20 protein-coding genes and 4 pseudogenes are annotated in these 20,952 nt (G+C 69.2%); 12 read left to right on the top strand and 12 right to left on the bottom strand.

The genetic code is table 11. The features are described 5' to 3' along the window. Positions 1–42 precede the first annotated feature (42 nt). Both ACFYWX_RS23970 and ACFYWX_RS23965 read right to left on the bottom strand, forming a co-directional pair. Complete coding sequence (locus tag ACFYWX_RS23970; protein WP_389426125.1) at positions 43–351, bottom strand: hypothetical protein; 309 nt, start codon at positions 349–351, stop codon at positions 43–45. A gap of 7 nt (positions 352–358) precedes the next feature. Then, a complete protein-coding gene (locus ACFYWX_RS23965) occupies positions 359–1,000 on the bottom strand; it encodes an ATP-dependent Clp protease proteolytic subunit (RefSeq protein WP_389426124.1) in 642 nt (213 codons plus the stop codon). 71 nt (positions 1,001–1,071) lie between these two features. Here ACFYWX_RS23965 and ACFYWX_RS23960 point away from each other — a divergent pair, with 71 nt between their 5' ends. Next, positions 1,072–1,350 carry a type II toxin-antitoxin system Phd/YefM family antitoxin gene (locus ACFYWX_RS23960; protein WP_389426123.1) on the top strand — a complete coding sequence of 93 codons (279 nt, stop codon included), beginning with the start codon at positions 1,072–1,074 and terminating at the stop codon, positions 1,348–1,350. Positions 1,351–1,462: 112 nt separating this feature from the next. On the opposite strand, the gene ACFYWX_RS23955 is transcribed toward ACFYWX_RS23960, so the two are convergent. After that, positions 1,463–2,509: an ABC transporter permease gene (locus tag ACFYWX_RS23955; RefSeq protein ID WP_389426122.1), complete on the bottom strand. Its 1,047-nt coding sequence runs from the start codon at positions 2,507–2,509 to the stop codon at positions 1,463–1,465. A gap of 126 nt (positions 2,510–2,635) precedes the next feature. Between ACFYWX_RS23955 and ACFYWX_RS23950 the strand changes: the two genes are divergently transcribed. The 8 genes from ACFYWX_RS23950 (at position 2,636) to ACFYWX_RS23915 (ending at position 9,800) form a co-directional block, all read left to right on the top strand. Beyond that, positions 2,636–3,265, top strand: a complete 630-nt coding sequence (locus ACFYWX_RS23950) for a TetR/AcrR family transcriptional regulator (protein WP_389426121.1) — start codon at positions 2,636–2,638, stop codon at positions 3,263–3,265. 131 nt (positions 3,266–3,396) lie between these two features. Continuing rightward, on the top strand, positions 3,397–3,699 hold the full coding sequence (locus tag ACFYWX_RS23945; protein ID WP_389426120.1) for an urease subunit gamma: 303 nt from the start codon (positions 3,397–3,399) through the stop codon (positions 3,697–3,699). 13 nt (positions 3,700–3,712) lie between these two features. Next, positions 3,713–4,024: an urease subunit beta gene (locus tag ACFYWX_RS23940; RefSeq protein ID WP_389426119.1), complete on the top strand. Its 312-nt coding sequence runs from the start codon at positions 3,713–3,715 to the stop codon at positions 4,022–4,024. Further along, on the top strand, positions 4,017–5,738 hold the full coding sequence (locus ACFYWX_RS23935) for an urease subunit alpha (RefSeq protein WP_389426118.1): 1,722 nt from the start codon (positions 4,017–4,019) through the stop codon (positions 5,736–5,738). Before ACFYWX_RS23940 ends, ACFYWX_RS23935 begins: the two co-directional genes overlap by 8 nt. 27 nt (positions 5,739–5,765) lie before the next feature. After that, on the top strand, positions 5,766–6,440 hold the full coding sequence (locus ACFYWX_RS23930) for an urease accessory protein UreF (protein ID WP_389426117.1): 675 nt from the start codon (positions 5,766–5,768) through the stop codon (positions 6,438–6,440). A 190-nt stretch (positions 6,441–6,630) separates the two neighbouring features. Next, positions 6,631–7,308 (top strand): urease accessory protein UreG, encoded by a 678-nt coding sequence (gene ureG / locus ACFYWX_RS23925; protein ID WP_389426116.1) that lies wholly within the window; start codon positions 6,631–6,633, stop codon positions 7,306–7,308. A gap of 2 nt (positions 7,309–7,310) precedes the next feature. Then, positions 7,311–8,063 (top strand): urease accessory protein UreD, encoded by a 753-nt coding sequence (locus ACFYWX_RS23920; RefSeq protein WP_389426115.1) that lies wholly within the window; start codon positions 7,311–7,313, stop codon positions 8,061–8,063. 141 nt (positions 8,064–8,204) lie between these two features. After that, positions 8,205–9,800 (top strand): alpha/beta hydrolase, encoded by a 1,596-nt coding sequence (locus ACFYWX_RS23915; protein ID WP_389426114.1) that lies wholly within the window; start codon positions 8,205–8,207, stop codon positions 9,798–9,800. 71 nt (positions 9,801–9,871) lie between these two features. On the opposite strand, the gene ACFYWX_RS23910 is transcribed toward ACFYWX_RS23915, so the two are convergent. The 3 genes and pseudogenes from ACFYWX_RS23910 to ACFYWX_RS23900 form a co-directional block, all read right to left on the bottom strand. Beyond that, on the bottom strand, positions 9,872–10,594 hold the full coding sequence (locus tag ACFYWX_RS23910; RefSeq protein WP_389426113.1) for a lysophospholipid acyltransferase family protein: 723 nt from the start codon (positions 10,592–10,594) through the stop codon (positions 9,872–9,874). 379 nt (positions 10,595–10,973) lie between these two features. Continuing rightward, entirely contained in the window at positions 10,974–11,846 is an 873-nt protein-coding gene (locus ACFYWX_RS23905; protein WP_389426112.1) for a ribonuclease BN, read from the bottom strand. Between the two features lie 303 nt (positions 11,847–12,149). Then, positions 12,150–13,053, bottom strand: a pseudogene (locus ACFYWX_RS23900) (GNAT family N-acetyltransferase). On the opposite strand from ACFYWX_RS23900, the pseudogene ACFYWX_RS23895 reads away from it, so the two are divergent. Then, positions 12,955–13,305, top strand: a pseudogene (locus tag ACFYWX_RS23895) (hypothetical protein); the annotation flags it as partial. The pseudogenes ACFYWX_RS23900 and ACFYWX_RS23895 sit on opposite strands and share 99 nt — an antisense overlap. A 279-nt stretch (positions 13,306–13,584) precedes the next feature. Here the strand turns inward: ACFYWX_RS23895 and ACFYWX_RS23890 are convergent. The 3 genes and pseudogenes from ACFYWX_RS23890 to ACFYWX_RS23880 form a co-directional block, all read right to left on the bottom strand. Continuing rightward, complete coding sequence (locus tag ACFYWX_RS23890; RefSeq protein ID WP_389426111.1) at positions 13,585–14,589, bottom strand: DUF6215 domain-containing protein; 1,005 nt, start codon at positions 14,587–14,589, stop codon at positions 13,585–13,587. Positions 14,590–14,962: 373 nt separating this feature from the next. After that, positions 14,963–16,480 (bottom strand): catalase, encoded by a 1,518-nt coding sequence (locus tag ACFYWX_RS23885; protein ID WP_389426110.1) that lies wholly within the window; start codon positions 16,478–16,480, stop codon positions 14,963–14,965. A gap of 424 nt (positions 16,481–16,904) precedes the next feature. Continuing rightward, positions 16,905–17,105, bottom strand: a pseudogene (locus ACFYWX_RS23880) (transposase); the annotation flags it as partial. Here ACFYWX_RS23880 and ACFYWX_RS23875 point away from each other — a divergent pair. Next, positions 17,080–17,460, top strand: coding sequence for a MafI family immunity protein (locus ACFYWX_RS23875; RefSeq protein WP_389426109.1), 381 nt, complete (start codon positions 17,080–17,082; stop codon positions 17,458–17,460). The pseudogene ACFYWX_RS23880 and the gene ACFYWX_RS23875 sit on opposite strands and share 26 nt — an antisense overlap. 59 nt (positions 17,461–17,519) lie before the next feature. After that, a pseudogene (locus ACFYWX_RS23870) lies at positions 17,520–18,099 on the top strand (transposase). Between the two features lie 108 nt (positions 18,100–18,207). Here the strand turns inward: ACFYWX_RS23870 and ACFYWX_RS23865 are convergent. The 3 genes from ACFYWX_RS23865 to ACFYWX_RS23855 form a co-directional block, all read right to left on the bottom strand. Next, positions 18,208–18,585 carry a hypothetical protein gene (locus ACFYWX_RS23865; protein WP_389426108.1) on the bottom strand — a complete coding sequence of 126 codons (378 nt, stop codon included), beginning with the start codon at positions 18,583–18,585 and terminating at the stop codon, positions 18,208–18,210. Positions 18,586–18,826: 241 nt separating this feature from the next. After that, entirely contained in the window at positions 18,827–19,777 is a 951-nt protein-coding gene (locus tag ACFYWX_RS23860) for a helix-turn-helix domain-containing protein (RefSeq protein ID WP_389426107.1), read from the bottom strand. A 671-nt stretch (positions 19,778–20,448) separates the two neighbouring features. Then, the coding region (locus ACFYWX_RS23855; protein WP_389426106.1) for a PIG-L family deacetylase at positions 20,449–20,952 on the bottom strand (504 nt) is incomplete at its 5' end.

Raw genomic sequence — 20,952 nt, 5'->3', positions numbered from 1 at the left:
TCCCGTCGAGGAGGCCGCGCGTCCGGACCGGACACCGGTGAGTCAACTGTCGGAGAGCGGCGGCATCGTGACGCGCGCCGTACGACGCTCCCCGTCAAGGACACGCAGCGCACGCGCCAGCGTTGGAGCGTGCAGCTCGGTCTCACCCCGCTGGTGCATGAGCGCCAGTGCGTCCCTGAGCGCCGTCGCCTTGGCGACGAGCGCCTGTGCTGCGCGTAGACCACGGTACGTGTCCCCGTGATGCGCCGGGTTGATTCGGCCGAGAAGGTCTACAACGTCCAGGTAACGGTCGATCAACTCGCCCTCGGCACGTGTGAGGGCGGGCAGCGGTGGCAGCTCCGGAGGCAGCATCGGTGGCTCACCTCGCGCCGGGCGCGGTGCGCGAGGCCTTGCGGCTGGGGATGAGCCGGTCCACCAGGCCGTACTCCACGGCCTCCTGCGCGCTGAGGATCTTGTCCCGCTCGATGTCCGCGGTCACCTGCTCCGGTGTGCGCCCCGTGTGCCGTACGAGCATCTCCTCCAGGAGGTCGCGGATGCGGTTCAACTCGGCGGCCTGGATGGCGAGGTCGCTGGCCTGGCCCTGGACCGGCTCGGTCAGGGCCGGCTGATGGAGCACCACGCGTGCGCCCGGCAGCGCGGACCGCTTGCCCGGCGTGCCCGCGGCCAGCAGCACCGCGGCGGACGATCCGGCCTGGCCCAGGCAGATCGTCTCCACCTCGCAGGTGACGTACTGAAGCGTGTCGTAGATGGCCGACATCGCGCTGAACGAGCCGCCGGGGGAGTTGATGTACAGCGAGATGTCCCGGTCCGGGGCCTGGTGCTCGAGGTACATGAACTGGGCCATCACGTCGTTCGCGGAGGTGGCGTCGATCGGCGTCCCCAGGAAGACGATCCGCTCCTCCAGCAGCTTCGAGTACGGATCCATCGTCCGGTGCCCCGAGCTCGTGCGTTCGGTGAACTCGGGCAGGACGTAGCGGGCGGACGGTCGGGTCGTGGCCATGGTGGTGCCCCTCCTCGCGGAACGCTGTCTGTACAAAATGTACAGGAAGTACGTGACGTTAGAATGGGGTCATGGCCTACGAGATTCCAGTGACGCAAGCCAGGGCTGAACTCGCCGACCTGATCAACCGCGTGGTGTACGGCGGTGAACGCGTCGTCGTGACCCGGCACGGCAAGCCCCTTGTCGCCCTCGTCTCCGCCTCCGACCTGGAACGACTCGACGAACTCGACGCGCCGGCGGACGAGCAGGTGATCAGCTCCGTCTCGGCCGTCCGTGAGGTCGGTTCCGCTCCTCGCGAACGGCAGCGGTTCGGCATCGCGGCGGAGCACCCGGGGCCGAATCCGTCGTAACGACGGGAGCTCTCGAAGAGGCGGCCCAACGCTCTGCCGGGGCACGTGAAAGACCGCGCGCCCCCGTGCGCTACGGCGGGGGACACGCGGTCGGTTCGCGGTGGGCGGTGGTTCAGCCGGCGAGGGCCGGTGTGCGGTCGGCGGTGGGCTCGCCCTTCTTCCCCTGAGCGTCTTCCCGAGCGTTTTCCCCGGCCTTGCGGCTCTTCATGGTCTTCATCGCGCCGCCCAGCAGGACCGCGCCGAGGCCCAGGGCCGCCCACCAGGTCAGCGTCAGGGCGGGGCCGGTCGCCGCCGCGCCGTCGAAGTACGACACCGAGCGCAACAGGGTCGTCCCCGCGCCCGGCGGCAGCCACTGGCCGATCGCCCCGGCCGGGGCGGGCAGCATCTGCGGCGCCGAGGCCGCCCCGGAGAACGGGTTGCCGATCAGCATGATCAGCCCCGAGACGATCCCGATCCCGGCGGTTCCGAGGAGCGCGCCGAGTCCGGCGACGGCCCCGCTCACCGCCAGCGTCGACAGCCCGAGCACCGAGGCCTCCGCCCACCAGTCCCCGGTGAGGACGCCGAGCCAGCTGTGCACGATCGCCGCGCCCGCCAGGCCCACCAGAGCCGCGGCTCCGACCAGCGCGGCCACGGCGCGGGCGCCGCGCAGCCCGACCAGGGTGACCACCGCGCCCGCCGCGATGCCGGCCAGCGCCAGGGGCAGCACACCGGCGATCAGGGCAGCCCCGCGCGGGTCCTCGGCGGGGGCGGCCACGACGTCCACGGTCCGGACGGGGGTGCCCTCGGCGGCCGCCCGCTGCCCCACGGCCTGCTGGAGCAACTGGGCGACGACCGGGCTCGCGGCGGAGGCGGTCAGCAGTTCCGGGCCCTTCGCGGTGACGACCACGGCGCCGTATACGGTCCGGTCCTCGACGGCGGCGCGGGCGGCGGCCTCGTCGGCGTAGTGGTGGATCTCAAACGCTCCCTCGTGCTCATCGAGCGCCCTCTCCACCTGCGCTGTCGCGGCGGCGGGCCCGGCCACGCCGAGCGGGAGGTCACGCGGTGCGGTGCGCGCGGCGGGCCAGGCGAAGGCCCACAGGGCCAGCGCCGCGAGCAGCGGGACGAGCGCGACGACCGCGACGAGGCGGCGGCGGTTCTGTGCGGTGGAGAGGGTGGGCATGGGGGCTCCCTGAGTCTCCCTGCGGCGGGTATTTAAAGAGAAGGATCGTTCGTTTTATGTCTGTCATCACCGTCCTCCGTCGAGCGCCCGCTTGTCAAGAAGGAATGTTCGTTTTAGTTTGTGGCCATGGCCCGCGTATCCCAGGAACATCTCGACGCCCGCCGTCGGCAGATCCTCGACGCCGCCGCGCTCTGCTTCGCCCGCAACGGCTTCCACGCCACGTCGATGCAGGACGTACTGAAGGAGGCCGACCTCTCCGCGGGGGCGGTGTACCGCTACTTCAGCGGCAAGGAGGAGCTGATCGCCGCGATCGTCGGCGAGGTGCTCGGCGAGGTCCAGTCGGCCTTCGAGGAAGCGGCCCGGCAGAGCCCGCCCCCGCCGCCCGACCTGCTTGTGGCCTCCGTCCTCGGGCGGACGCTCGGCCTGCGGGAGTCCCTGACCCTCGACGGCGTGCCCGCCTTCCCGCGCCTGGTCGTCCAGGTGTGGACGGAGATCCCGCGCAACGACGAACTGGCGGCCGTCCTGGGGAAGGGGTACGCAGCCATACGCGCCGCGTGGGGGCGGATCGTCGAGGCCTACCAGGACGCCGGCACGATGCGCTCGGACATCCACCCGGACCATGTGGCCCGCACGATGATCGCCGCCGTACTGGGCTTCATCGCCCAGCAGTCCCTGTTCGGCCCCGCCCCGGTCGAGGTTCTGCGGGACGGCCTGCGGGCCTTGATGAGCGTGTCGGCCCCCGAGTCGGGCGTCTGAAGGATCACAGCTCGGTTAACTTGCTCGAAACTCGCTCCAACTAGCCTGCCGGTCCATGCCACCAGGGGCTTTTCCTCGTGGCCGCGGCAACCGGACCCCGCACGGTCCGGAACGAGGATGTGAGGTGGGACGTGCAACTGACCCCGCACGAGCAAGAGAGGCTGCTGATCCACGTCGCGGCCGACGTCGCCGAGAAGCGCCGGGCCCGCGGGCTCAGGCTGAACCACCCCGAGGCGATCGCCCTCATCACGTCGCACATCCTCGAAGGCGCGCGTGACGGCCGTACCGTCGCCGAACTCATGTCCTCCGGACGCAAGCTGCTCACCCGGGACGACGTCATGGAAGGCGTCCCCGAGATGATCCACGACGTCCAGGTCGAAGCGACCTTCCCGGACGGCACCAAGCTCGTCACCGTCCACGACCCGATCGTCTGACGGGGAGGCCGCCATGATTCCCGGAGAGATCCTGTTCGGCGAGGGCCCGATCGTCTACAACGAGGGCCGCGAGGTCACCCGGCTCACGGTCCTCAACGCCGCCGACCGGCCCGTCCAGGTCGGCTCCCACTACCACTTCGCCGAGGCCAATCCCGGCCTGGAGTTCGACCGCGCCGCAGCGCGCGGCAAGCGGCTGAACGTCGCCGCCGGCACCGCCGTCCGCTTCGAGCCCGGGATCCCCGTCGACGTCGAACTCGTACCGCTCACCGGCGCCCGTGTCGTGCCCGGACTGCGCGGGGAGACCGGAGGTGCCCTCGATGCCTGAGATCTCACGTGCCGCGTACGCCGACCTGTTCGGCCCCACGACCGGCGACCGCATCCGGCTCGCCGACACCGATCTGCTGATCGAGATCGAGGAGGACCGCAGCGGCGGCCCCGGACGCGCCGGGGACGAGGCGGTCTTCGGCGGCGGCAAGGTCATCCGCGAGTCCATGGGCCAGGCCCGCGCCACGCGCGCGGACGGCACCCCGGACACCGTCATCACCGGTGTGGTGATCGTCGACCACTGGGGCATCGTCAAGGCCGACGTCGGCATGCGCGACGGCCGCATCACCGGCATCGGCAAGGCGGGCAACCCCGACACGATGGACGGGGTGCACCCCGACCTGGTGATCGGCCCCGAGACCGAGGTCATCGCGGGCAACGGGCGGATCCTCACGGCCGGCGCGATCGACGCGCACGTCCACTTCATCTGTCCGCAGATCGCCGACGAGGCGCTGTCCGCCGGTGTCACGACGCTGGTGGGCGGTGGCACCGGTCCGGCCGAGGGGTCGAAGGCAACGACGGTGACGCCCGGCCCGTGGCACCTGGCCCGGATGCTGGAGGCGATGGAGCAGTACCCGCTGAACATCGGCTTCCTCGGCAAGGGCAACACCGTCTCCCACGAGGCGATGCTCTCGCAGATCCGGGGCGGCGCGCTGGGCCTGAAGCTGCACGAGGACTGGGGGTCCACCCCGGCCGTCATCGACGCCTCGCTGACCGTCGCCGACCGGACCGGCATCCAGGTCGCCATCCACACGGACACGCTGAACGAGGCGGGGTTCGTGGGCGACACGCTCGCCGCGATCGCCGGGCGCGGCATCCACGCGTACCACACCGAGGGCGCGGGCGGCGGGCACGCACCCGACATCATGACCGTGGTGTCCGAGCCGCACGTCCTGCCCAGCTCGACCAACCCGACCCGACCGTTCACCGTCAACACCGCCGAGGAACACCTCGACATGCTGATGGTGTGCCACCACCTCAACGCGGCGGTGCCGGAGGACCTCGCCTTCGCCGAGTCCCGGATCCGGCCGTCGACGATCGGGGCCGAGGACATACTGCACGACCTGGGCGCCATCTCGATCATCTCGTCCGACTCCCAGGCCATGGGACGCGTCGGTGAGGTCGTCCTGCGGACCTGGCAGACCGCGCACGTGATGAAGCGGCGGCGGGGCGCGCTGCCCGGGGACGGGCGCGCGGACAACCGGCGGGTGCGGCGGTACGTGGCCAAGTACACGATCAACCCGGCGCTCGCGCAGGGACTGGCCCGCGAGATCGGGTCCGTGGAGACGGGGAAGCTCGCCGACCTCGTGCTGTGGGAGCCCGCGTTCTTCGGCGTCAAGCCGCACCTCGTCATCAAGGGCGGGCAGATCGCGTACGCGCAGATGGGCGACGCGAACGCCTCGATCCCGACTCCGCAGCCGATCCTGCCGCGGCCGATGTACGGGGCGATCGGGCGGGCACCGGCCTCCAACTCGTTCAACTTCGTCGCGCCGTTGGCGATCGAGGACGGGCTGCCGGAGCGGCTCCAGCTCGGCAAGCGGTTCGTGGCGATCGACTCGACGCGTGGGGTCACCAAGGCCGACATGCGGGAGAACGACGCGCGGCCGCATGTGGAGGTGGATCCGGACAGCTTCGCCGTGCACATCGACGGGGAGCTGGTGGAGGCGACTCCGGCGGCGGAACTGCCCATGGCTCAGCGGTACTTCCTGTTCTGATGGGCCAGTCGTGATGGGTGGGTTGTGATGGGCAGGGCAGCACTTCTCGTTCTGGCCGACGGCCGCTTTCCCGCCGGGGGGCACGCGCACTCCGGCGGGGCGGAGGAGGCCGTCAAGGCGGGGCGGATCACCGGCGCGGCGAGCCTGGAGGCGTTCTGCCGGGGGCGGTTGCACACGGCCGGTCTGGTCGGGGCATCGCTGGCCGCGGCGGCCGCGGCCGGGGCGGACCCGGCGGCGCTGGACGCGGCGGCGGACGCCCGGACCCCGTCCCCCGCGCTGCGGGTCGCTGCGCGCAGGCTGGGGCGGCAGCTGATGCGGGCCGCTCGCGCTACCTGGCCGAGCGCGGAACTGGACGCCGTGGCCCGGGAGTTCCCCAAGGGGGCTCATCAGCCGGTGGTGCTGGGGTTGGCGGCGCGGGCGGCTGGGCTCGGGGCAGAGGATGCGGCGTACTGCGCGGTGTACGAGAGTGTGAGTGGGCCGGCGACGGCGGTGGTGCGGTTGCTGAGTCTGGATCCGTTCGAGGCGACGGGTGTGCTGGCCCGGTTGGCGCCGGAGCTGGATCGGGTGGTCGATCGGGCGGTGTCGGCGGGGAGGGCTGTGCCGGCCGAGGGGGTCGACGCGTTGCCTGCGGCTTCCGCGCCGTTGCTGGAGATCGGGGCGGAGGTGCATGCGGCGTGGCCGGTCCGGTTGTTCGCCTCGTAGGTCCTTCGCCCCCGCCGCCCCTACCTGTCCCATCCCCGGGGGCTCCGCCCCTTCGACCCCGCCCAGGGGGCTTCGCCCCCTGAACCCCCCATCGGCCTGAACGGCCTCGTCCTCGAACGCCGGACGGGCTGAGAGCAGCCGAACTGGGTGAAGAAGTACCGCCGAACCGGGTGAACCTGGAGCCGTAATCATGCATCTCGACCACTCCCACGACGGGCCCGCCGCCGTCAGCGCCGACGCTCGTCGTCCCGGTGGCACTCGTCGTGCCCTGCGGATCGGGCTCGGTGGGCCCGTCGGGTCCGGCAAGACCGCCACCGTGGCGGCGCTCTGCCGGGCTCTGCGCGAGGAGTTGGCGCTCGCCGTCGTCACCAATGACATCTACACACGCGAGGACGCCGAGTTCCTGCTGCGGGAGGCCGTGTTGCCGCCCGAGCGGATCACGGCCGTGGAGACGGGGGCCTGCCCGCACACCGCGATCCGGGACGACATCTCGGCGAACCTCGAAGCCGTGGAAGATCTGGAGGACGAGGTCGGGCCGCTGGATCTCGTGCTCATCGAGTCCGGTGGGGACAACCTCACCGCGACCTTCTCCAGGGGGCTGGTAGACGCGCAGATCTTCGTGATCGACGTGGCGGGCGGGGACGACATTCCGCGCAAGGGCGGGCCGGGGGTCACCACCGCCGACCTGCTCGTCGTCAACAAGACCGACCTCGCCCCGTACGTCGGCTCGGACCTGGCCCGGATGGCTGCCGACGCCAAGGCTCAGCGGGCCGAACTGCCGGTCGTCTTCCAGTCGCTGAGGAGCGAGAACGGGGTGACGGACGTCGCCGCGTGGGTGCGCGCGCAGCTCGCCGCGTGGACGGTGTGACGATGACCGGGGTCCGGGCCACCGCGCGGATCCGTGCCCGCGCCGACGGGCGGGGCGGTACGTCGCTGCCCGTGCTGGAGGGGGAGGGGCCGCTGGCGCTGCGGCGCACGCGGGGGAGCGGGGCCGAGGCGCGGGTCGTGGTGGTCGGCGCGATGAGCGGGCCGCTCGGCGGGGACCGCTTCGCCGTGGAGGCCGAGGTCGAGGACGGTGCGAGGCTGCGGGTCGGGTCGGCCGCCGCGACCATCGCGCTGCCGGGGCAGGCGAAGGGCGAGGCACGCTACGACGTGCGGATCAGCGTCGCCGGCGGGGGTGAACTGCTGTGGCTGCCCGAGCCGTTGATCTCGGCCAGGGGCAGTGAGCTGTACGTCACCACCCGTGTGGAACTCGCTGCCACAGCGCGGCTCGTGCTGCGCGAGGAGCAGGTGCTCGGCCGGGCCGGAGAGGAGCCGGGGCGGCTCGGCAGCCGGCTCACCGTGAGGGTCGGAGGACGTACCGTCCTGGATCAGGAGCTGGCCTGCGGGCCCGGCGCTCCCGGTGGCTGGGACGGGCCCGCCGTGCTGGCGGGACAGCGGGCCGTGGGGCAACTCGTCGTCGTACGGCCGGAGTTCGCGACGCAGCCGGTGGTCGCGCGGGCCGTCGGGGACCAGGCCGCCGTCATGCCGCTCGCGGGGCCGGCCGCGCTGGTGAGTGCCGTCGCGCCGGACGGGCTGCGGCTGCGGCGAGCGTTGGACGAGGCGTTGGAGCACCTCGGCTGAGTCCGCATCAGGTATCCGGTGGCGGAACACTGATATCCGGTTATCGGATTGGCAAAGAAGGTCAACAAACCCTGTTCTCAGGGTCCTCACAGCCGAGAGGATCCCCGTACCTGTCAACACGAGGTACGGGGAGGGGCCCACTTGAGGGACATTAGACCGAACAAGCGTACGACCGCGCTCGGTTCGGCCGGAGCGATCGTCGCGGCGACGCTCATAGCCGGCGCGTTCGCCGCGCCCACGGCGAACGCGCAGAGCAGGCCCGGGCAGGACCGCGAGGCCCGGGGCACCGCCATCGCCGCGGAGCGGGCCGCGAAGGCGGGGATCGACTGGCAGGACTGCCCCGCCGACTGGGGCCTGGAGAAGCCGATCCAGTGCGGCTGGGTCACGGTGCCGCTCGACTACGCCAAGCCCAACGGCAAGCAGATCAAGATTGCCGTCGACCGCATCGGCAACACGGGGACGAAGCAGGAGCGCCAGGGCGCCCTCGTCTACAACCCCGGCGGCCCGGGCGCCTCCGGGCTGCGCTTCCCGCGCCGGGTCACCACCAAGGCCCCCGTGTGGGCCAAGGTGGCCAAGGCCTACGACTTCGTGGGCTTCGACCCGCGCGGTGTCGGCCACTCCACGCCCATCTCCTGCATCGACCCGCAGGAGTTCGTCAAGGCGCCCAAGGCCGACCCGGTCCCGGACACCGAGGCCGACAAGCGCGCCCAGCGCAAGCTGGCCCGCGAGTACGCAGACGGCTGCTACGAGCGCAGCGGCGCGATGCTGCCGCACATGACCACGCCGAACAGCGCGCGCGACCTGGACGTCATCCGTGCCGCCCTCGGTGAGAAGAAGCTGAACTTCCTCGGCGTCTCCTACGGCACCTACTTCGGCGCCGTCTACAGCACGCTCTTCCCCGGACACGTCCGCAGGATGATCGTGGACAGCGTCGTCAACCCGTCCCGGGAGAAGATCTGGTACGAGGCCAACCTCGACCAGGACGTCGCATTCGAGGGCCGTTGGAAGGACTGGCAGGACTGGGTCGCCGCGAACGACGCCACCTTCCACCTCGGCACCACCCGTGCCGCCGTCCAGGCGAAGTGGCTGCAGCTGCGCGCCACCGCGAAGAAGAACCCGATCGGCGGGGTCGTCGGCCCGGCCGAGCTGATCTCCTTCTTCCAGAGCGCGCCCTACTACGACTCGTCGTGGGCCCCCGTCGCCACCGTCTTCAGCAAGTACGTCGCCGGTGACACCCAGGCGCTCGTCGACGCGGCCGCCCCGGACCTGAGCGACACCGCGGGCAACGCGGCCTCGGAGAACGGCAACGCCGTCTACACGGCCGTCGAGTGCGCGGACGCCAAGTGGCCCACCAGCTGGCGGAAGTGGGACCGCGACAACACGCGGCTCCACAAGAACAACCCGTTCATGACCTGGGCCAACGCCTGGATGAACCTGCCGTGCGCCACCTGGCCGGTCAAGCAGCAGACGCCGCTGAACGTCAAGAGCCACAAGGGCCTGCCGCCGGTGCTGATCGTGCAGTCCGAGCGTGACGCGGCCACCCCGTACGAGGGCGCCGTCGAACTGCACAAGCGCCTCAAGGGCTCCCGCCTCATCACCGAGAAGAACGCGGGCTCCCACGGCGTGACCAGCCTGGTCAACACCTGCATCAACGACCGGGTGGACGCCTACCTGCTCACCGGCAAGCTGGACACCGCCGACATGACCTGCGCACCGCACGCCACGCCGAAGCCGTAACCGCCACCGGTACGACAGCGAGGGGCGGCCGGATCACACCGGCCGCCCCTCACTCGTGTTCGGAAGATGCCTCAACGCAGCGGCAGACGGGGGAACTTGCGCGCCTTTTCCTTGGCCGCGGCCTCCTCCGCCTTGACGACGGCCGCGTACTGGTCGACGTACTCCTGGTCGGAGAGCGACAGGATCGCGTACATGATCTCGTCGGTGACGGCGCGCAGAATGGCCTTCTCGCTTTCCATGCCCTCGTAGCGGGAGAAGTCGAGGGGCTTGCCGAAGCGGATCGCCACGGGGTGGACGTTGGGGATGACCTTGCCCGGGGGCTGGGCCTCGAAGGTGCCGATCATCGCGCAGGGGATCACCGGAACCCTCGCCTTCAGGGCCATCACCGCCACGCCGACCTTGCCCTTGTAGAGGCGGCCGTCGTGCGAGCGGGTGCCCTCCGGGTAGATGCCGAGCAGCTCGTCCTTGCTGAGCACGCCCAGGCCCTCACGGATCGCCGCCTGGCCCGCGTCCTTGCCGGAGCGGTCGACCGGGATCTGCCCGGCGCTGCGGAAGAACGTCGCGGTGAGCCGCCCCTTGACGCCCGGGCCGGTGAAGTACTCGGCCTTCGCCAGGAAGGTGATGCGCCGTTTGAGGATCGAGGGCATCAGGAAGTGGTCGGAGAACGACAGGTGGTTGCCCGCGATGATGGCCGCACCCGACTCCGGTACGTGCTCCAGGCCTTCTATTCGGGGCCGGAAGACCAGTCTCAACAGCGGGCCCAGAAGGACGTACTTGAGCAGGTAGTAGAACACGGTGTCCCTCTCACTCTACCGGATCGGCTCTGCAGGCGTGTTCTGCCACGTCACAGCACACATCTACGGACTCAAGCGTTTTGAGGGTGTAGCCGCCTGTGACCAGGTTTGATCGGACTCATGCTGACTCCTTGCTGACTTTGCTGACGCATCGTCAGGCATTCTGAGTGCTTGCGGGGCTCCCGCGATGCCTCACGATCGATCTTAGTCCGATACGAGGTGCCTCTTGGAGTCCTCGGAGGGCCGCGAACTGCCGTTGTCCCTCGAATGTACCCGTGGGCCGAACGTGCGGATGTGTCACGGGGCGCCGGACAAGACCGATGTCTGGGCCAACGCTCAGAAGGTCAGCAAGGTCGGTCCCGTCGACGCTCCCGTCCTATCACATGCCTCGCCCCTTGAGCGGGTCGGATCGCTCCGAGGCTGAGAGTCTCCGCCGCTGCCAGGCGTCGTGCACATGGCGGCCCAGGAGTGGCCCGCCGAAGACCACGAACCCGACGCCGATGAGCCAGGACTGCACGACGAGCATGGTGCCGACAGTCCCGTAGGTGACCGCGTTGGTCACGATCAGCGGTGAGAACACCTGGTCGGAGAACCAGCGCAGCCCGCCGAGGCCCGCCATCGTGGCGACCGAACCGGGCAGCAGCGCACGCCAGCGCACCCGCTCGCCCAGCAGAAAGTGCTGTCCCCACCAGAAGAACAACACCCCGAACAGCGAGGTGAGGACGATGCGCAGGACCGAGTGCGCCGTCCCGCCCCGCAACGCTGCACCGCTCTGCGTCTCGGAGTACAGATAGCCCGTCAGCGCGGTGAGCCACACCACGCGGCGCCATACGTGGTGCCACGGGCCCGAGGGCACCTCCCAGATCCTCTCGTAGCCGTTCTGCACACTCGCCGCGAAGGTGACGCCGAACAATGCGACCAGCAGGACGCTCAGGGCGCTGGTCGTGCTCAGCACCCTGCGTGGCGCGGCGAACAGCTCGCGCACCGCCTCGGCGGGGCGCCCCGACAGACTCATCCCGTCGATGACCCACAGGGCGAAGCCCCGCTCCTTGAAGGGGAGCGCCGCGGCGACGACGATCAGTAGCGGGACCAGCGTAACCAGCCCCAGCGCCGAGAAGCCCATGGCGCGGTGCAGCAGTTCCAACTCGGTCCCGTGCCGCCACAGCCGTCCGGCGACGGAGTCCTGCCAGCGGGCACGCAGTCCGCGGAGGGGCGGTCGCGGCTCCGGGGGAACGCCAGAGGCGTCCGTCATGCGGCCCTCGCTTCCCGGCGCGCCCGGAGCGCGCGCCTGCCATCCGCGCGTCGGAGGCGCTGGCCGTCCGGCGCTCCTCGACTGGGACGACGTTCAGCGGTTCCCGAGCCGGTCGGAGGCGAAACCTCCGTGGAGGCAGGTCACCCCGTTCTGGGCCGCCGCGTCATGCCGGGCCGAGTCCCGAGGCATTGGTGAGAGGCGGAGCGCCGGGCCCGCCCTGGCTGAACGCAAGCGCCGGGGGCACGAGTGCCGGCTCCGGCAGCGGGAGCAGACACAGCCCGACCCGAAGGCCGCCGGCGGCTCTCACCCTTCCGAATCCACGACCTGCTTCCCGTCTCCGAGCCAGGCGTCACGGCGTCGGTCCCGGACCTCAGAGAGCTGCTGGAAGCCGGCTGCCTTGTAGGTGGCGACGGCGCCGACATTGGAGCTCGGGGTGCAGACGATCGCGCTCGACGAGCCCAGTTCCTGGAGTGAGGCCGCCGCGGCGACGGTGATCGCCTTGCCGTAGCCCTGACCGCGATGTCCCTGGTGCTCGCCCATCGGCTCGAGCAACCCGGGCCTTCCCGGACCGGCCGACCACACTGTCACCGCCGCCACCGCGTTGCCCCGGTCGTCGTACGCGACCAGACACCGGGCGTCGGCGTGCGGCAATCCGGCCGCCATTGCGTGCCAGTGCTCGTCCGTGAACGTCGACCCGTCGAACGACGCCCGCTGTACGGCGGCCCGCACGTGTGCCTGCTCCGGCCCGATCACATCGATCCGCACGCCGGTCCTCCACCGGCTCCGTGAGGTCGCGGCGCAGCGGCGTCCACGACTCATCGCTGTTCCAGCCGTCCCGGTACAGCAGATCTTGGACCAGCGCGCGCATGGGTGCCTCGACGTACGCCTTCCCCTCTCTCAGTACGCCGCGCTCCGGCTCGGTCAGGTCCTCGACCAGCTGCTGCGCCAGCTCCTCGTCCCGGTGGGCATCCGGCGCGATCGTCAGCCGCAACAGCTCGGGGCCGTCCAGCAGCCCGACGGCGAGAATCTGTCCGTCCCGGCTCCAGGTCCGAACCGCCGCGGCCGTCGCCCCTGCACCGAACCGCCAGAACCAGCACAGGTCCCCCGGATGCAGTTGCATCGGCGCCCCGTCGTACTGCCACTCCCGCAGCACGCACACAGCCTCGCTCAACCCGTCGACTGCCGGTGCGCACAACACCATCGCCATACCCCCGATCACACCACCTCGCCGACGGTACGCACCCGACTTGCGGCCGGGTCGGCCGGTGTGGACACCAGGGTCGACCAGAGCCGATGTCTCAGAAGCCCGCGGCCTCCGCTCCGCCCCGCCCTCCGCTGGTGCCCCAACCACGACGTCCTTGCCGACGCCTGCCCCGTCGTCGCCGGCTTCGGCGGGAAGGACCGCACCCTGAAAGGGGCGGCCACCCGGCTGTGCGAGACCCTCGAACGCCATGGAGTCGTGCACGAGGTCAAGGAGTACCCGCAGGCAGGCCACGCCTTCCTCAACGACGCCGAGGCCGGCCCCGGCCCTTGCACCCCCTGTTCCGCGTCAGGGGCATCGGCCCGAACCCGGAAGCCGCCGCAGACGCCTGGCACCGCATCGAGACCTACTTCGCCACCCACCTGGGGAGCCCCCTCACCGAGCAAGCGAAGTCATGAACACCAACCAGACCGCAGACACAGTGCGCCGGCGGCGCGACCGGAGCCATCCTTTCGCGGCCGGTCAGTTCTCGGCGTCTCATCGAACAGCCCGTTCGGGGATCGTCGGAAGGACCTTCTCCGCGATGTCGAGGAGAGCGCTGTCGTCCGGGAGGGCTCCGGACGTGCTCCACACGGTGATCTCGCAGTAGCCGCCCCGGTCATCATGGTCGAGGGCCACGGACAGCGTTCTGGCCAGGGGACCTTGTTCGACCGGTCCGCCGGATCCGCCACTCCCGAGATTGATCTCGAACTTCATGGTGTGATCCGAGGAGAAGACCGCGGGCCGACCGAGAACCTTGAGCGTCTTGACGTCCTTCTCGTCCCCGTATTTCATCAGCTTCACGTACTGGTCAGTCGTCAGATGGTTGTAAGTGGCCGAGACATTCACGGTGTACGTCTCGAACGCGACCTCGGCCTCCGGCTGGGCGACTTTCCCATCAGTCAGGGGAGCGGTGTTATTGGTGCCGGAAGCAGTGGTCGCGGTCTCTTCAGGCGTTCCAAGAAGCTTGGCCAGGTCTGGCCGGTTGAGCGCCTTGCACAGCTCTTCACCGGTCACAGGCTGGGGGGTCCCCTTGTAGGCCTTCGGCAGCTCCTCGTGTTCCCCGTTCGAACACGAGGCGGGCTGCGGGGTGCTGTCGTCGGACGGCATCAGGCGTGGGGCCACCCATAGCGCGACCGCGAGTGCCCCGAACACGGCGAATGCCGCGACGGCCTGGCCCCACGCGTTGGGCTCCTTCTCCGGAGTGCCCGGGCCGGGACGCGGCTCAGCTCCGGCCTGGGCCTGGGCCTGAGCGGCAGCCTGGACCGCCGGCCCGTCCGCGGAGGCCGCCGGACTGGGGTTCCGGCGTGCGCGCAGGGCCCTGACCACCACGTAGATGCGTATCGCGGTGAACACGAGGAACACCACGCCGAGACCGGCCGCGACCCGATCGTGATCGTGAACGGCGAGATACATGATGCGTATGCCGAGAACGGATCCGACCGCGATGAGCAGGGGCTCGCGGACCCAGAATGGCAGGAGACGGAAGAGGAAACCGAGCATCCGGCGATCTCACCAGGTCAAGACCACATCCGCCGTGGTGGAAGCCACAGTTCCGGGCATGTGAAGGGCCTGCCGAAGCGAAACGCCACAAGCCGACGTTGAACCGGGCCTTGTCACGCCTTGGGGACATCAGCAGCCGGACTGCTCTACGGGTGGACAAAGGAACGCTGACAGCGCCCCAGGGTGCAGCGGTGCAAGCGCTCATCGACCGCATCGACAAGGGCCTGTGATAGACCGCGCGGTTTGTCCGTGAACGCAGCTGGGACGGCGGTTGCCTGTCGGCCACTCCGGAGTCGCTGGAATGCCTGGCACAGGTCCTGGACTGCTGTCGGCAGCGCCGGGAGACGAAAGCCCACCATGGGGACCCGATCCGTCAGGCCTTGTCCTGCATGTCGCGCCGTGCGGGATTGCCCTGCTCGGCGGCTTTCGGATCCTTCTCGCCCGCCTTGGCGCGCACACCCTGGGCGATGCGGTCGCCGATGGTCTTGTCGATGTTCGACCAGTACTCGAAGGCCCGCTTGAGGACGGGTTCCGAGACGCCGTTGAGGAGATGGCCGACGACGTTGTCGACCAGACGGTCGCGCGCGGCATCGTCCAGGACCTCGCGCACCAGTGTGCCGGGCTGGCCCCAGTCGTCGTCCTCGGGATGGCTGACGTAGGCCGCGCGGGTGATGGCGCCGTCGGCTTCCCAGCTGGGCGGGGAGTAACGTGTGGTGTCGGCCGCGGGACCGCCCTTGGAGTTGGGGGCGTACACCGGGTCGGCGGTCTTCCGGTACGCCATCGCCCCGTCTTTGGAATAGGTGTGGACGTCCACGACGGGGGCGTTCACCGGAAGCTGCTGGTAGTTGCCGCCGATCCGGTGGCGGTGCGCGTCCGCGTAGGAGAACAGCCGGGCCAGCAGCATGCGGTCCGGACTGGGGCCGATGCCGGGGACGAGATTGTTGGGCTGGAAGGCCGCCTGCTCGATCTCCGCGTGATTGTCGGTCGGGTTACGGTCGAGCGTCATACGGCCGACCGGGATCAGTGGGTAGTCGCCCTGCGGCCACACCTTGGTGAGGTCGAAGGGGTTGAAGCGGTAGCTTGCGGCCTCCTCGTACGGCATCACCTGCACGTGCAGGGTCCAGCTGGGGAAGTCGCCGTCGCGGATGTGCTCGAACAGATCACGCGTGTGGTAGTCCGTGTCGGCGGCCGCCATCTGGTCGGCCTCGTGCTGGGTGAAGCATTCGATGCCCTGGTCGGTCTTGAAGTGGTACTTCACCCAGAAACGCTCGCCGACGGCGTTGATCCACATGTAGGTGTGGGAGGTGTAGCCGTTCATGTGGCGCCAGGTCCGCGGGATGCCGCGGTCGCCCATCAGCCAGGTGACCTGGTGGGCGGACTCGGGGGAGAGCGTCCAGAAGTCCCACTGCATGTCGTGGTCGCGCAGGTTGTTATCGGCGCGGCGCTTCTGGGAGCGGATGAAGTGTTGGAACTTCATCGGGTCCTTCACGAAGAACACCGGCGTGTTGTTGCCGACCATGTCGTAATTGCCTTCGCTGGTGTAGAACTTCACCGCGAAGCCGCGCGGGTCGCGCCAGGTGTCCGGGCTGCCGCGCTCACCCGCGACGGTCGAGAAGCGGACGACCAGGTCGGTGCGTGTCGCCGGCTGGAAGACGGCCGCCTTGGTGTAGGCGCTGACATCGTGGGTCACCTCGAAGTGGCCGAAGGCGCCGCTTCCTTTGGCGTGTGGCTGCCGCTCGGGGATCCGCTCCCGGTTGAACTGCGCCATCTGCTCGATCAGATAGGCGTCCTGCAGCAGGATCGGACCTGCAGGTCCCATGGTGAGCGAATGCTCGTCGCTCTCGACCGGGGCGCCGGAATCGGTCGTTGTGACAGGTGAGGTCTCCGTCATGCGTCTGCCTTTCGTCGTACGGAGCAGCGGCGTACCAGGCACGCTGCCCGCGCCCGGAGCCTGTCGGTCCCGTTCAGGCCAGGTGACCTTCATTGGCCGCCACAAACATCGCTTTCGCGACCAATGTGCGGATGCTGCGAGAACTAGGTCCGTCTTGCTGGTGATCCCACCCCGCGGACCGAGGGCGCACGGCGGTCAGGCGGGGCGACGTGCTGAGCCTGAGTGCGGCTGCACGCCCCTCGACGAACCGGGGCGACGGCGTGACCGGGCCCAGCCGGCACCGAGGCCGAAACCCGGCTGGCCGAGTTCTCCCGCCACACCGTCTTCGACGGACAGGTCGTCACTGATGAAGCCCGCCTGCGCCGTGTCTTCGCCTGTCACGACCCACACCTGTACCCGGGGTCTGGCTCTATCGAGTCGGGTGGCGGGTCTCGGTCCACTCGTCGTTCTGCTCGGCCAAATCGGCGCCGACCAGGCGGATCACGGCGGTGCGGTCGGGGAAGATCCCGACCACGTCGGTGCGGCGGCGGATCTCCTTGTTCAGCCGTTCCTGGGGGTTGTTCGACCAGATCTGCCGCCAGATCTCGCGGGGGAGGGCGGTGAACGCCAGCAGCTCGTATGATGCCGTGACCGTTGATCGCGAGGCACTTCAGGCCAGCTGGAACCGCACCCGTGGTCACCTCGACGCCGCCCGGGCCCACCTGCAGGACCTGCCGAACATAGACCTCTCAGCGACGCTGGAATTCCTGGAGCACAACGAGCTGGGACTCGCCTTCGACTGTCTCGTCGATCTCGGTGACGACCTCGATCTCCCGCTCACCTTCTGGCAGCACCTCGACCGAGCAGCTCGCGAGATGCGGCTCTGCAGCGATGCGCTGCACACACCCCACCTCACGGCTGCCGACATCTGCCGCCGCCACCTCGCAGCTGCCTCCGAGAGGGCGGTTCGTGAGCATTTGAGTAGGTTTGCTGTCGCCTGATGGTGTGGGTGCACGCGGAATCCGCCGGTCCGCGGTCGCTGAGCTGTTGCTCTGATGAGGTGAGTGAACGCAAGCCGTACCCGAGTGACTTATCGGACGAGCAGTGGTCGTTGACCGAGCTGTTGATCACCGCATGGAAGGACAGGCACGCTCGGTCAACGGAGGGCCGGACCGGCTGCCAGTGGGCCTACCTCCCGCACGACCTGCCGTCGAAAGCGCGACGTACTACTACTTCGCCGCGTGGCGGGACGACGGGACCGACCAGGTCATCCATGAACTCCTGCGCTGCCAAATCCGCGAGAAGGCCCGCCGATCAGAGGACTCAACCCTGGTGGTGCTGGACACGCAGAGTGTCCGAACGGCTGCCGGGGTCCCCGCCTCCATGACCGGCCGGCCACGGTGCGCAAGGCACTGGTCGACCAGGGCTTCAAGAACGTCGTCGTCGCCCACGGCGCCTCGCTCGGGATCGACGTGGAGATCGTCGAACACAACCCGCAGGAGACGGGGTTCGTTCCGGAGCCGAAGCGGTGGAGGGTCGAGCAGCTACGGGGTCCTGATACTGCACCGGCGCCTGGTCCGCGACTACGAGCAGGCGCAAACAGTCCCACCTGGCGCGATACGCAGGCCGTGGCAGCGTGAACGTCGAGCCCCTGCTTGAGGCGCTCGACGTCCAGGAGGCTCGAACACCTCGTGATCCCTCTGAGCCGGGGCCCGGAGAACACGCGGGCCCCGCCAAGTGAGACGCGACTACCTGATTGCCGTGTATCGGCAGTATTTCACCACGTCCCCGGCGTACTCACAGACCTTGATGGAAATATGGACGGTCTCGCTGATGTTCTTGGTGAAGTACTTGCAGGCGCCATCGGCGCTAGGGTCGTCGCCCTTGAGGAGGACGGTGCCGTTGCCCGGGTCGCTGGCGGAGTTGGGTATGTAGATGTAACCGCGAACCCCATAACCATCCGCATACCGGTCGCAGACCGCCAGTTTGTCGCCGTCTTCCGTCCAATCCGCCCAGCCGTTACTGCTAGAGGTATAAACGCCCGCGTCGTAAGCGTACGAATTTCCTGCGCCGAACAGGAGACCAACTGCCGCCAGGGCAAGGGCCCCGGTCAATCGGTGCTTCATGTTTCCTCCTACGCAGAGTGGATCACAGTCCATCGGGCACGAGCAGCCGGAATGACCCCCCCTCCTAGGGGAAGCCTCTTCCGGCCACTTGTCTCGTACGAGTTCAAATTGCGCCGTCGTCCCGTACGTCACCCGCGGTGGTCACGAAGATGCCTGGCAGGACGCCCGTCTGTCGTTAGCGGACGGTCTCTGCCTGCTTAGCGGAGAGTCCACGGTCTTCCCAGCCGCTTACGGCGTCCCCTCAGCGAACGTCACTTGGCGGAACGCCGTAGGCGGTACGGAACGCTCGCGTGAAGTCGGCGGCGCGGGAGAAACCCCAGCGGGCAGCGATGGCATGGACCGGCATCGCGCGCAGTGCCGGGTCGGCGAGGTCGCGGCGGGCGCATTCCAGCCGCCGGTCGCGGATGTACGAGGCCACGGTGTGGCCCTCGGCCTGGAAAAGGCGGTACAGGTGGCTGCGTGAGATGTGGTGCGCGACGGCGATCCGGGCGGGCGTCAGCTCCGGGTCTGACAGATGCCGGCGAATGAACGCCTTGATACGCAGCGTCAGCGTCCGGCCGTGGATCTCCGGCGGCATCAGGAGGTCGGCGTCCAGGGTGTGTGCGAAGACAGCGGTGACCAGATCGGCCACAACGATTCCCAGCCGGGGCGCGTCCTGCGGCTGGTACGCGCCGGTATCCGAGGCAAGTTGGGTGAGGAACTGCGCCAGCAAGGCGCCGACTCCCTCTCGACCCGATACCCGGCGTCCGACCATCTGATCGGCCCTGCTCGCGGGCAACGCCACCAGCGCCCGGGGGATCTCGACTCCGACGATGGTTACCGGTTCAGGGCCGGTGCATATCTCGTACGAACGCGACGAACTGTTGATGTGGATGTCGCCGATCCGGTACACGGCCTCCCGCGTGTCCCAGGCGGCCGATCCCTCCCCCCGCACCAGGAGGGAGAGGTGGTAGACCTCGGGATCGGACTGGCGTACGAGCTTCGGAGTCCGGCAGAAGACCAAGTGGTCGAAGGTCGCCGGCCACACCGTCACGTCCGCCAGCCCGATCAGCCGCTGGTGACCGCGGTAGTCCGCCGCGCGATCACTGGACAGATGCATGGGCGCATGAGTCCGGCCCATTCGCTGCACCCATGCGTCGAACCTGTCATCGGCTGCCAGATCCATGGTGTGGAAAACCGACTCCTGCAACACGGCTGCAGTCAATCACAAGGAGTGGGCGGGCTCGGGCGCGAACACCGAACGAACTTCGGCCCAACCGACCATCTCCGGGTCATGGACGAGCGCCTCGGGCCGGCGCGGACGCAATTCGTCCACCAGCGTCGCTCGTGATCAATACATCTAGCGCAGAAGCAGAATCCGAGGGGTTCGCGGGTACGGGATGGCTCCCGCGCCGCGAACACCTCGGATTCCGAGTTGTTGGGGGGCAGCCGCCTCATTGTCGGTGGCTGACCCCCACACCTGCCGGGCGAAGAGCGGGGCGCCACCAGTGCCCCGATGCTACGGAGGGGCAGGCTGCTGGCCTGTGGTGTCTCACGGCCCGCTTCATCAGTGCTGTCGATATGAAGCGGGCCGTGAGATTGTGCAGCCGAACTTGGGACCCCACAACTCCCGTAGGGTCTCGCGGTTGGTGTCGGAGACCGGCCCTCGTGACCTGCTGCTTCTTCCGTTGCCTCATGGCGTGTCGGACATCGGAGCCGCAGCTTCGTGTCGATTCCTCGGCGGTCTGTCTTGATCGGAGCAGACCGCCGGTCTTGTGACCTGGGCTGCCGGAGCGGAACTCGCGTGGACAAGCCTCCGGGTGTGTGACCCGCTCGATCGCGCTGTGCGGTCGATGCGCTTTCCCGGCCGGTCGGACGGGCGGATCAGCGCAGTCCGGCGAAGAGATCGTTCTCGGGTATGGCCGCGCCGGTGGCGTCCTGGACACGTACGAAGGTCTCCATGCCCATCAACTCGCCGAACCTCTCCTTGCCCATCTTGAGGAAGAAGATGTTCTCGCCCTGACTGGCGTGCGCGGCCAACGCGTCGAACTTCTGACCGCTGAACGCGGTGGTGTCCACCCACGTGGTGATCTCATCGTCGGGGAGGCCGATCTCGGCCATCGCGGCGGCCTCGGCAGGATCCGGCTCCGGCATGTCCTCATGGAACTCGCGCATGATCTCGCCGAACCGCTGCATCCCCGAGCGGGGCACCGTGGTCCAGTACACCTTCGGTGCCAGCGCGGTCATCTCCAGCGCCGCCATCGTGATGCGGTGGGCCTGGATGTGATCGGGATGGCCGTAGAAGCCGTTCTCGTCGTAGGTGACGACCACATCAGGTCGGTAGTGCCGCATGAGTTGTGCGAGTCGGGCCGCGCCTTCCTGCACGGG

Source organism: Streptomyces sp. NPDC002888 (assembly GCF_042888465.1).
Lineage (GTDB): Bacteria > Actinomycetota > Actinomycetes > Streptomycetales > Streptomycetaceae > Streptomyces.
The sequence above is the reverse complement of the archived record's forward strand: the minus strand, read 5'-3'. Positions and strand labels throughout refer to the sequence as shown.

Excerpts from the sequence above, each read along its gene's own strand:
- ACFYWX_RS23970 (WP_389426125.1), bottom strand. The coding sequence starts at position 351 with ATGCTGCCTCCGGAGCTGCCACCGCTGCCCGCCCTCACACGTGCCGAG.
- ACFYWX_RS23965 (WP_389426124.1), bottom strand. The coding sequence starts at position 1,000 with ATGGCCACGACCCGACCGTCCGCCCGCTACGTCCTGCCCGAGTTCACC.
- ACFYWX_RS23960 (WP_389426123.1), top strand. The coding sequence starts at position 1,072 with ATGGCCTACGAGATTCCAGTGACGCAAGCCAGGGCTGAACTCGCCGAC.
- ACFYWX_RS23955 (WP_389426122.1), bottom strand. The coding sequence starts at position 2,509 with ATGCCCACCCTCTCCACCGCACAGAACCGCCGCCGCCTCGTCGCGGTC.
- ACFYWX_RS23950 (WP_389426121.1), top strand. The coding sequence starts at position 2,636 with ATGGCCCGCGTATCCCAGGAACATCTCGACGCCCGCCGTCGGCAGATC.
- ACFYWX_RS23940 (WP_389426119.1), top strand. The coding sequence starts at position 3,713 with ATGATTCCCGGAGAGATCCTGTTCGGCGAGGGCCCGATCGTCTACAAC.
- ACFYWX_RS23935 (WP_389426118.1), top strand. The coding sequence starts at position 4,017 with ATGCCTGAGATCTCACGTGCCGCGTACGCCGACCTGTTCGGCCCCACG.
- ACFYWX_RS23930 (WP_389426117.1), top strand. The coding sequence starts at position 5,766 with ATGGGCAGGGCAGCACTTCTCGTTCTGGCCGACGGCCGCTTTCCCGCC.
- ureG (WP_389426116.1), top strand. The coding sequence starts at position 6,631 with ATGCATCTCGACCACTCCCACGACGGGCCCGCCGCCGTCAGCGCCGAC.
- ACFYWX_RS23920 (WP_389426115.1), top strand. The coding sequence starts at position 7,311 with ATGACCGGGGTCCGGGCCACCGCGCGGATCCGTGCCCGCGCCGACGGG.
- ACFYWX_RS23905 (WP_389426112.1), bottom strand. The coding sequence starts at position 11,846 with ATGACGGACGCCTCTGGCGTTCCCCCGGAGCCGCGACCGCCCCTCCGC.
- ACFYWX_RS23890 (WP_389426111.1), bottom strand. The coding sequence starts at position 14,589 with ATGCTCGGTTTCCTCTTCCGTCTCCTGCCATTCTGGGTCCGCGAGCCC.
- ACFYWX_RS23885 (WP_389426110.1), bottom strand. The coding sequence starts at position 16,480 with ATGACGGAGACCTCACCTGTCACAACGACCGATTCCGGCGCCCCGGTC.
- ACFYWX_RS23865 (WP_389426108.1), bottom strand. The coding sequence starts at position 18,585 with ATGAAGCACCGATTGACCGGGGCCCTTGCCCTGGCGGCAGTTGGTCTC.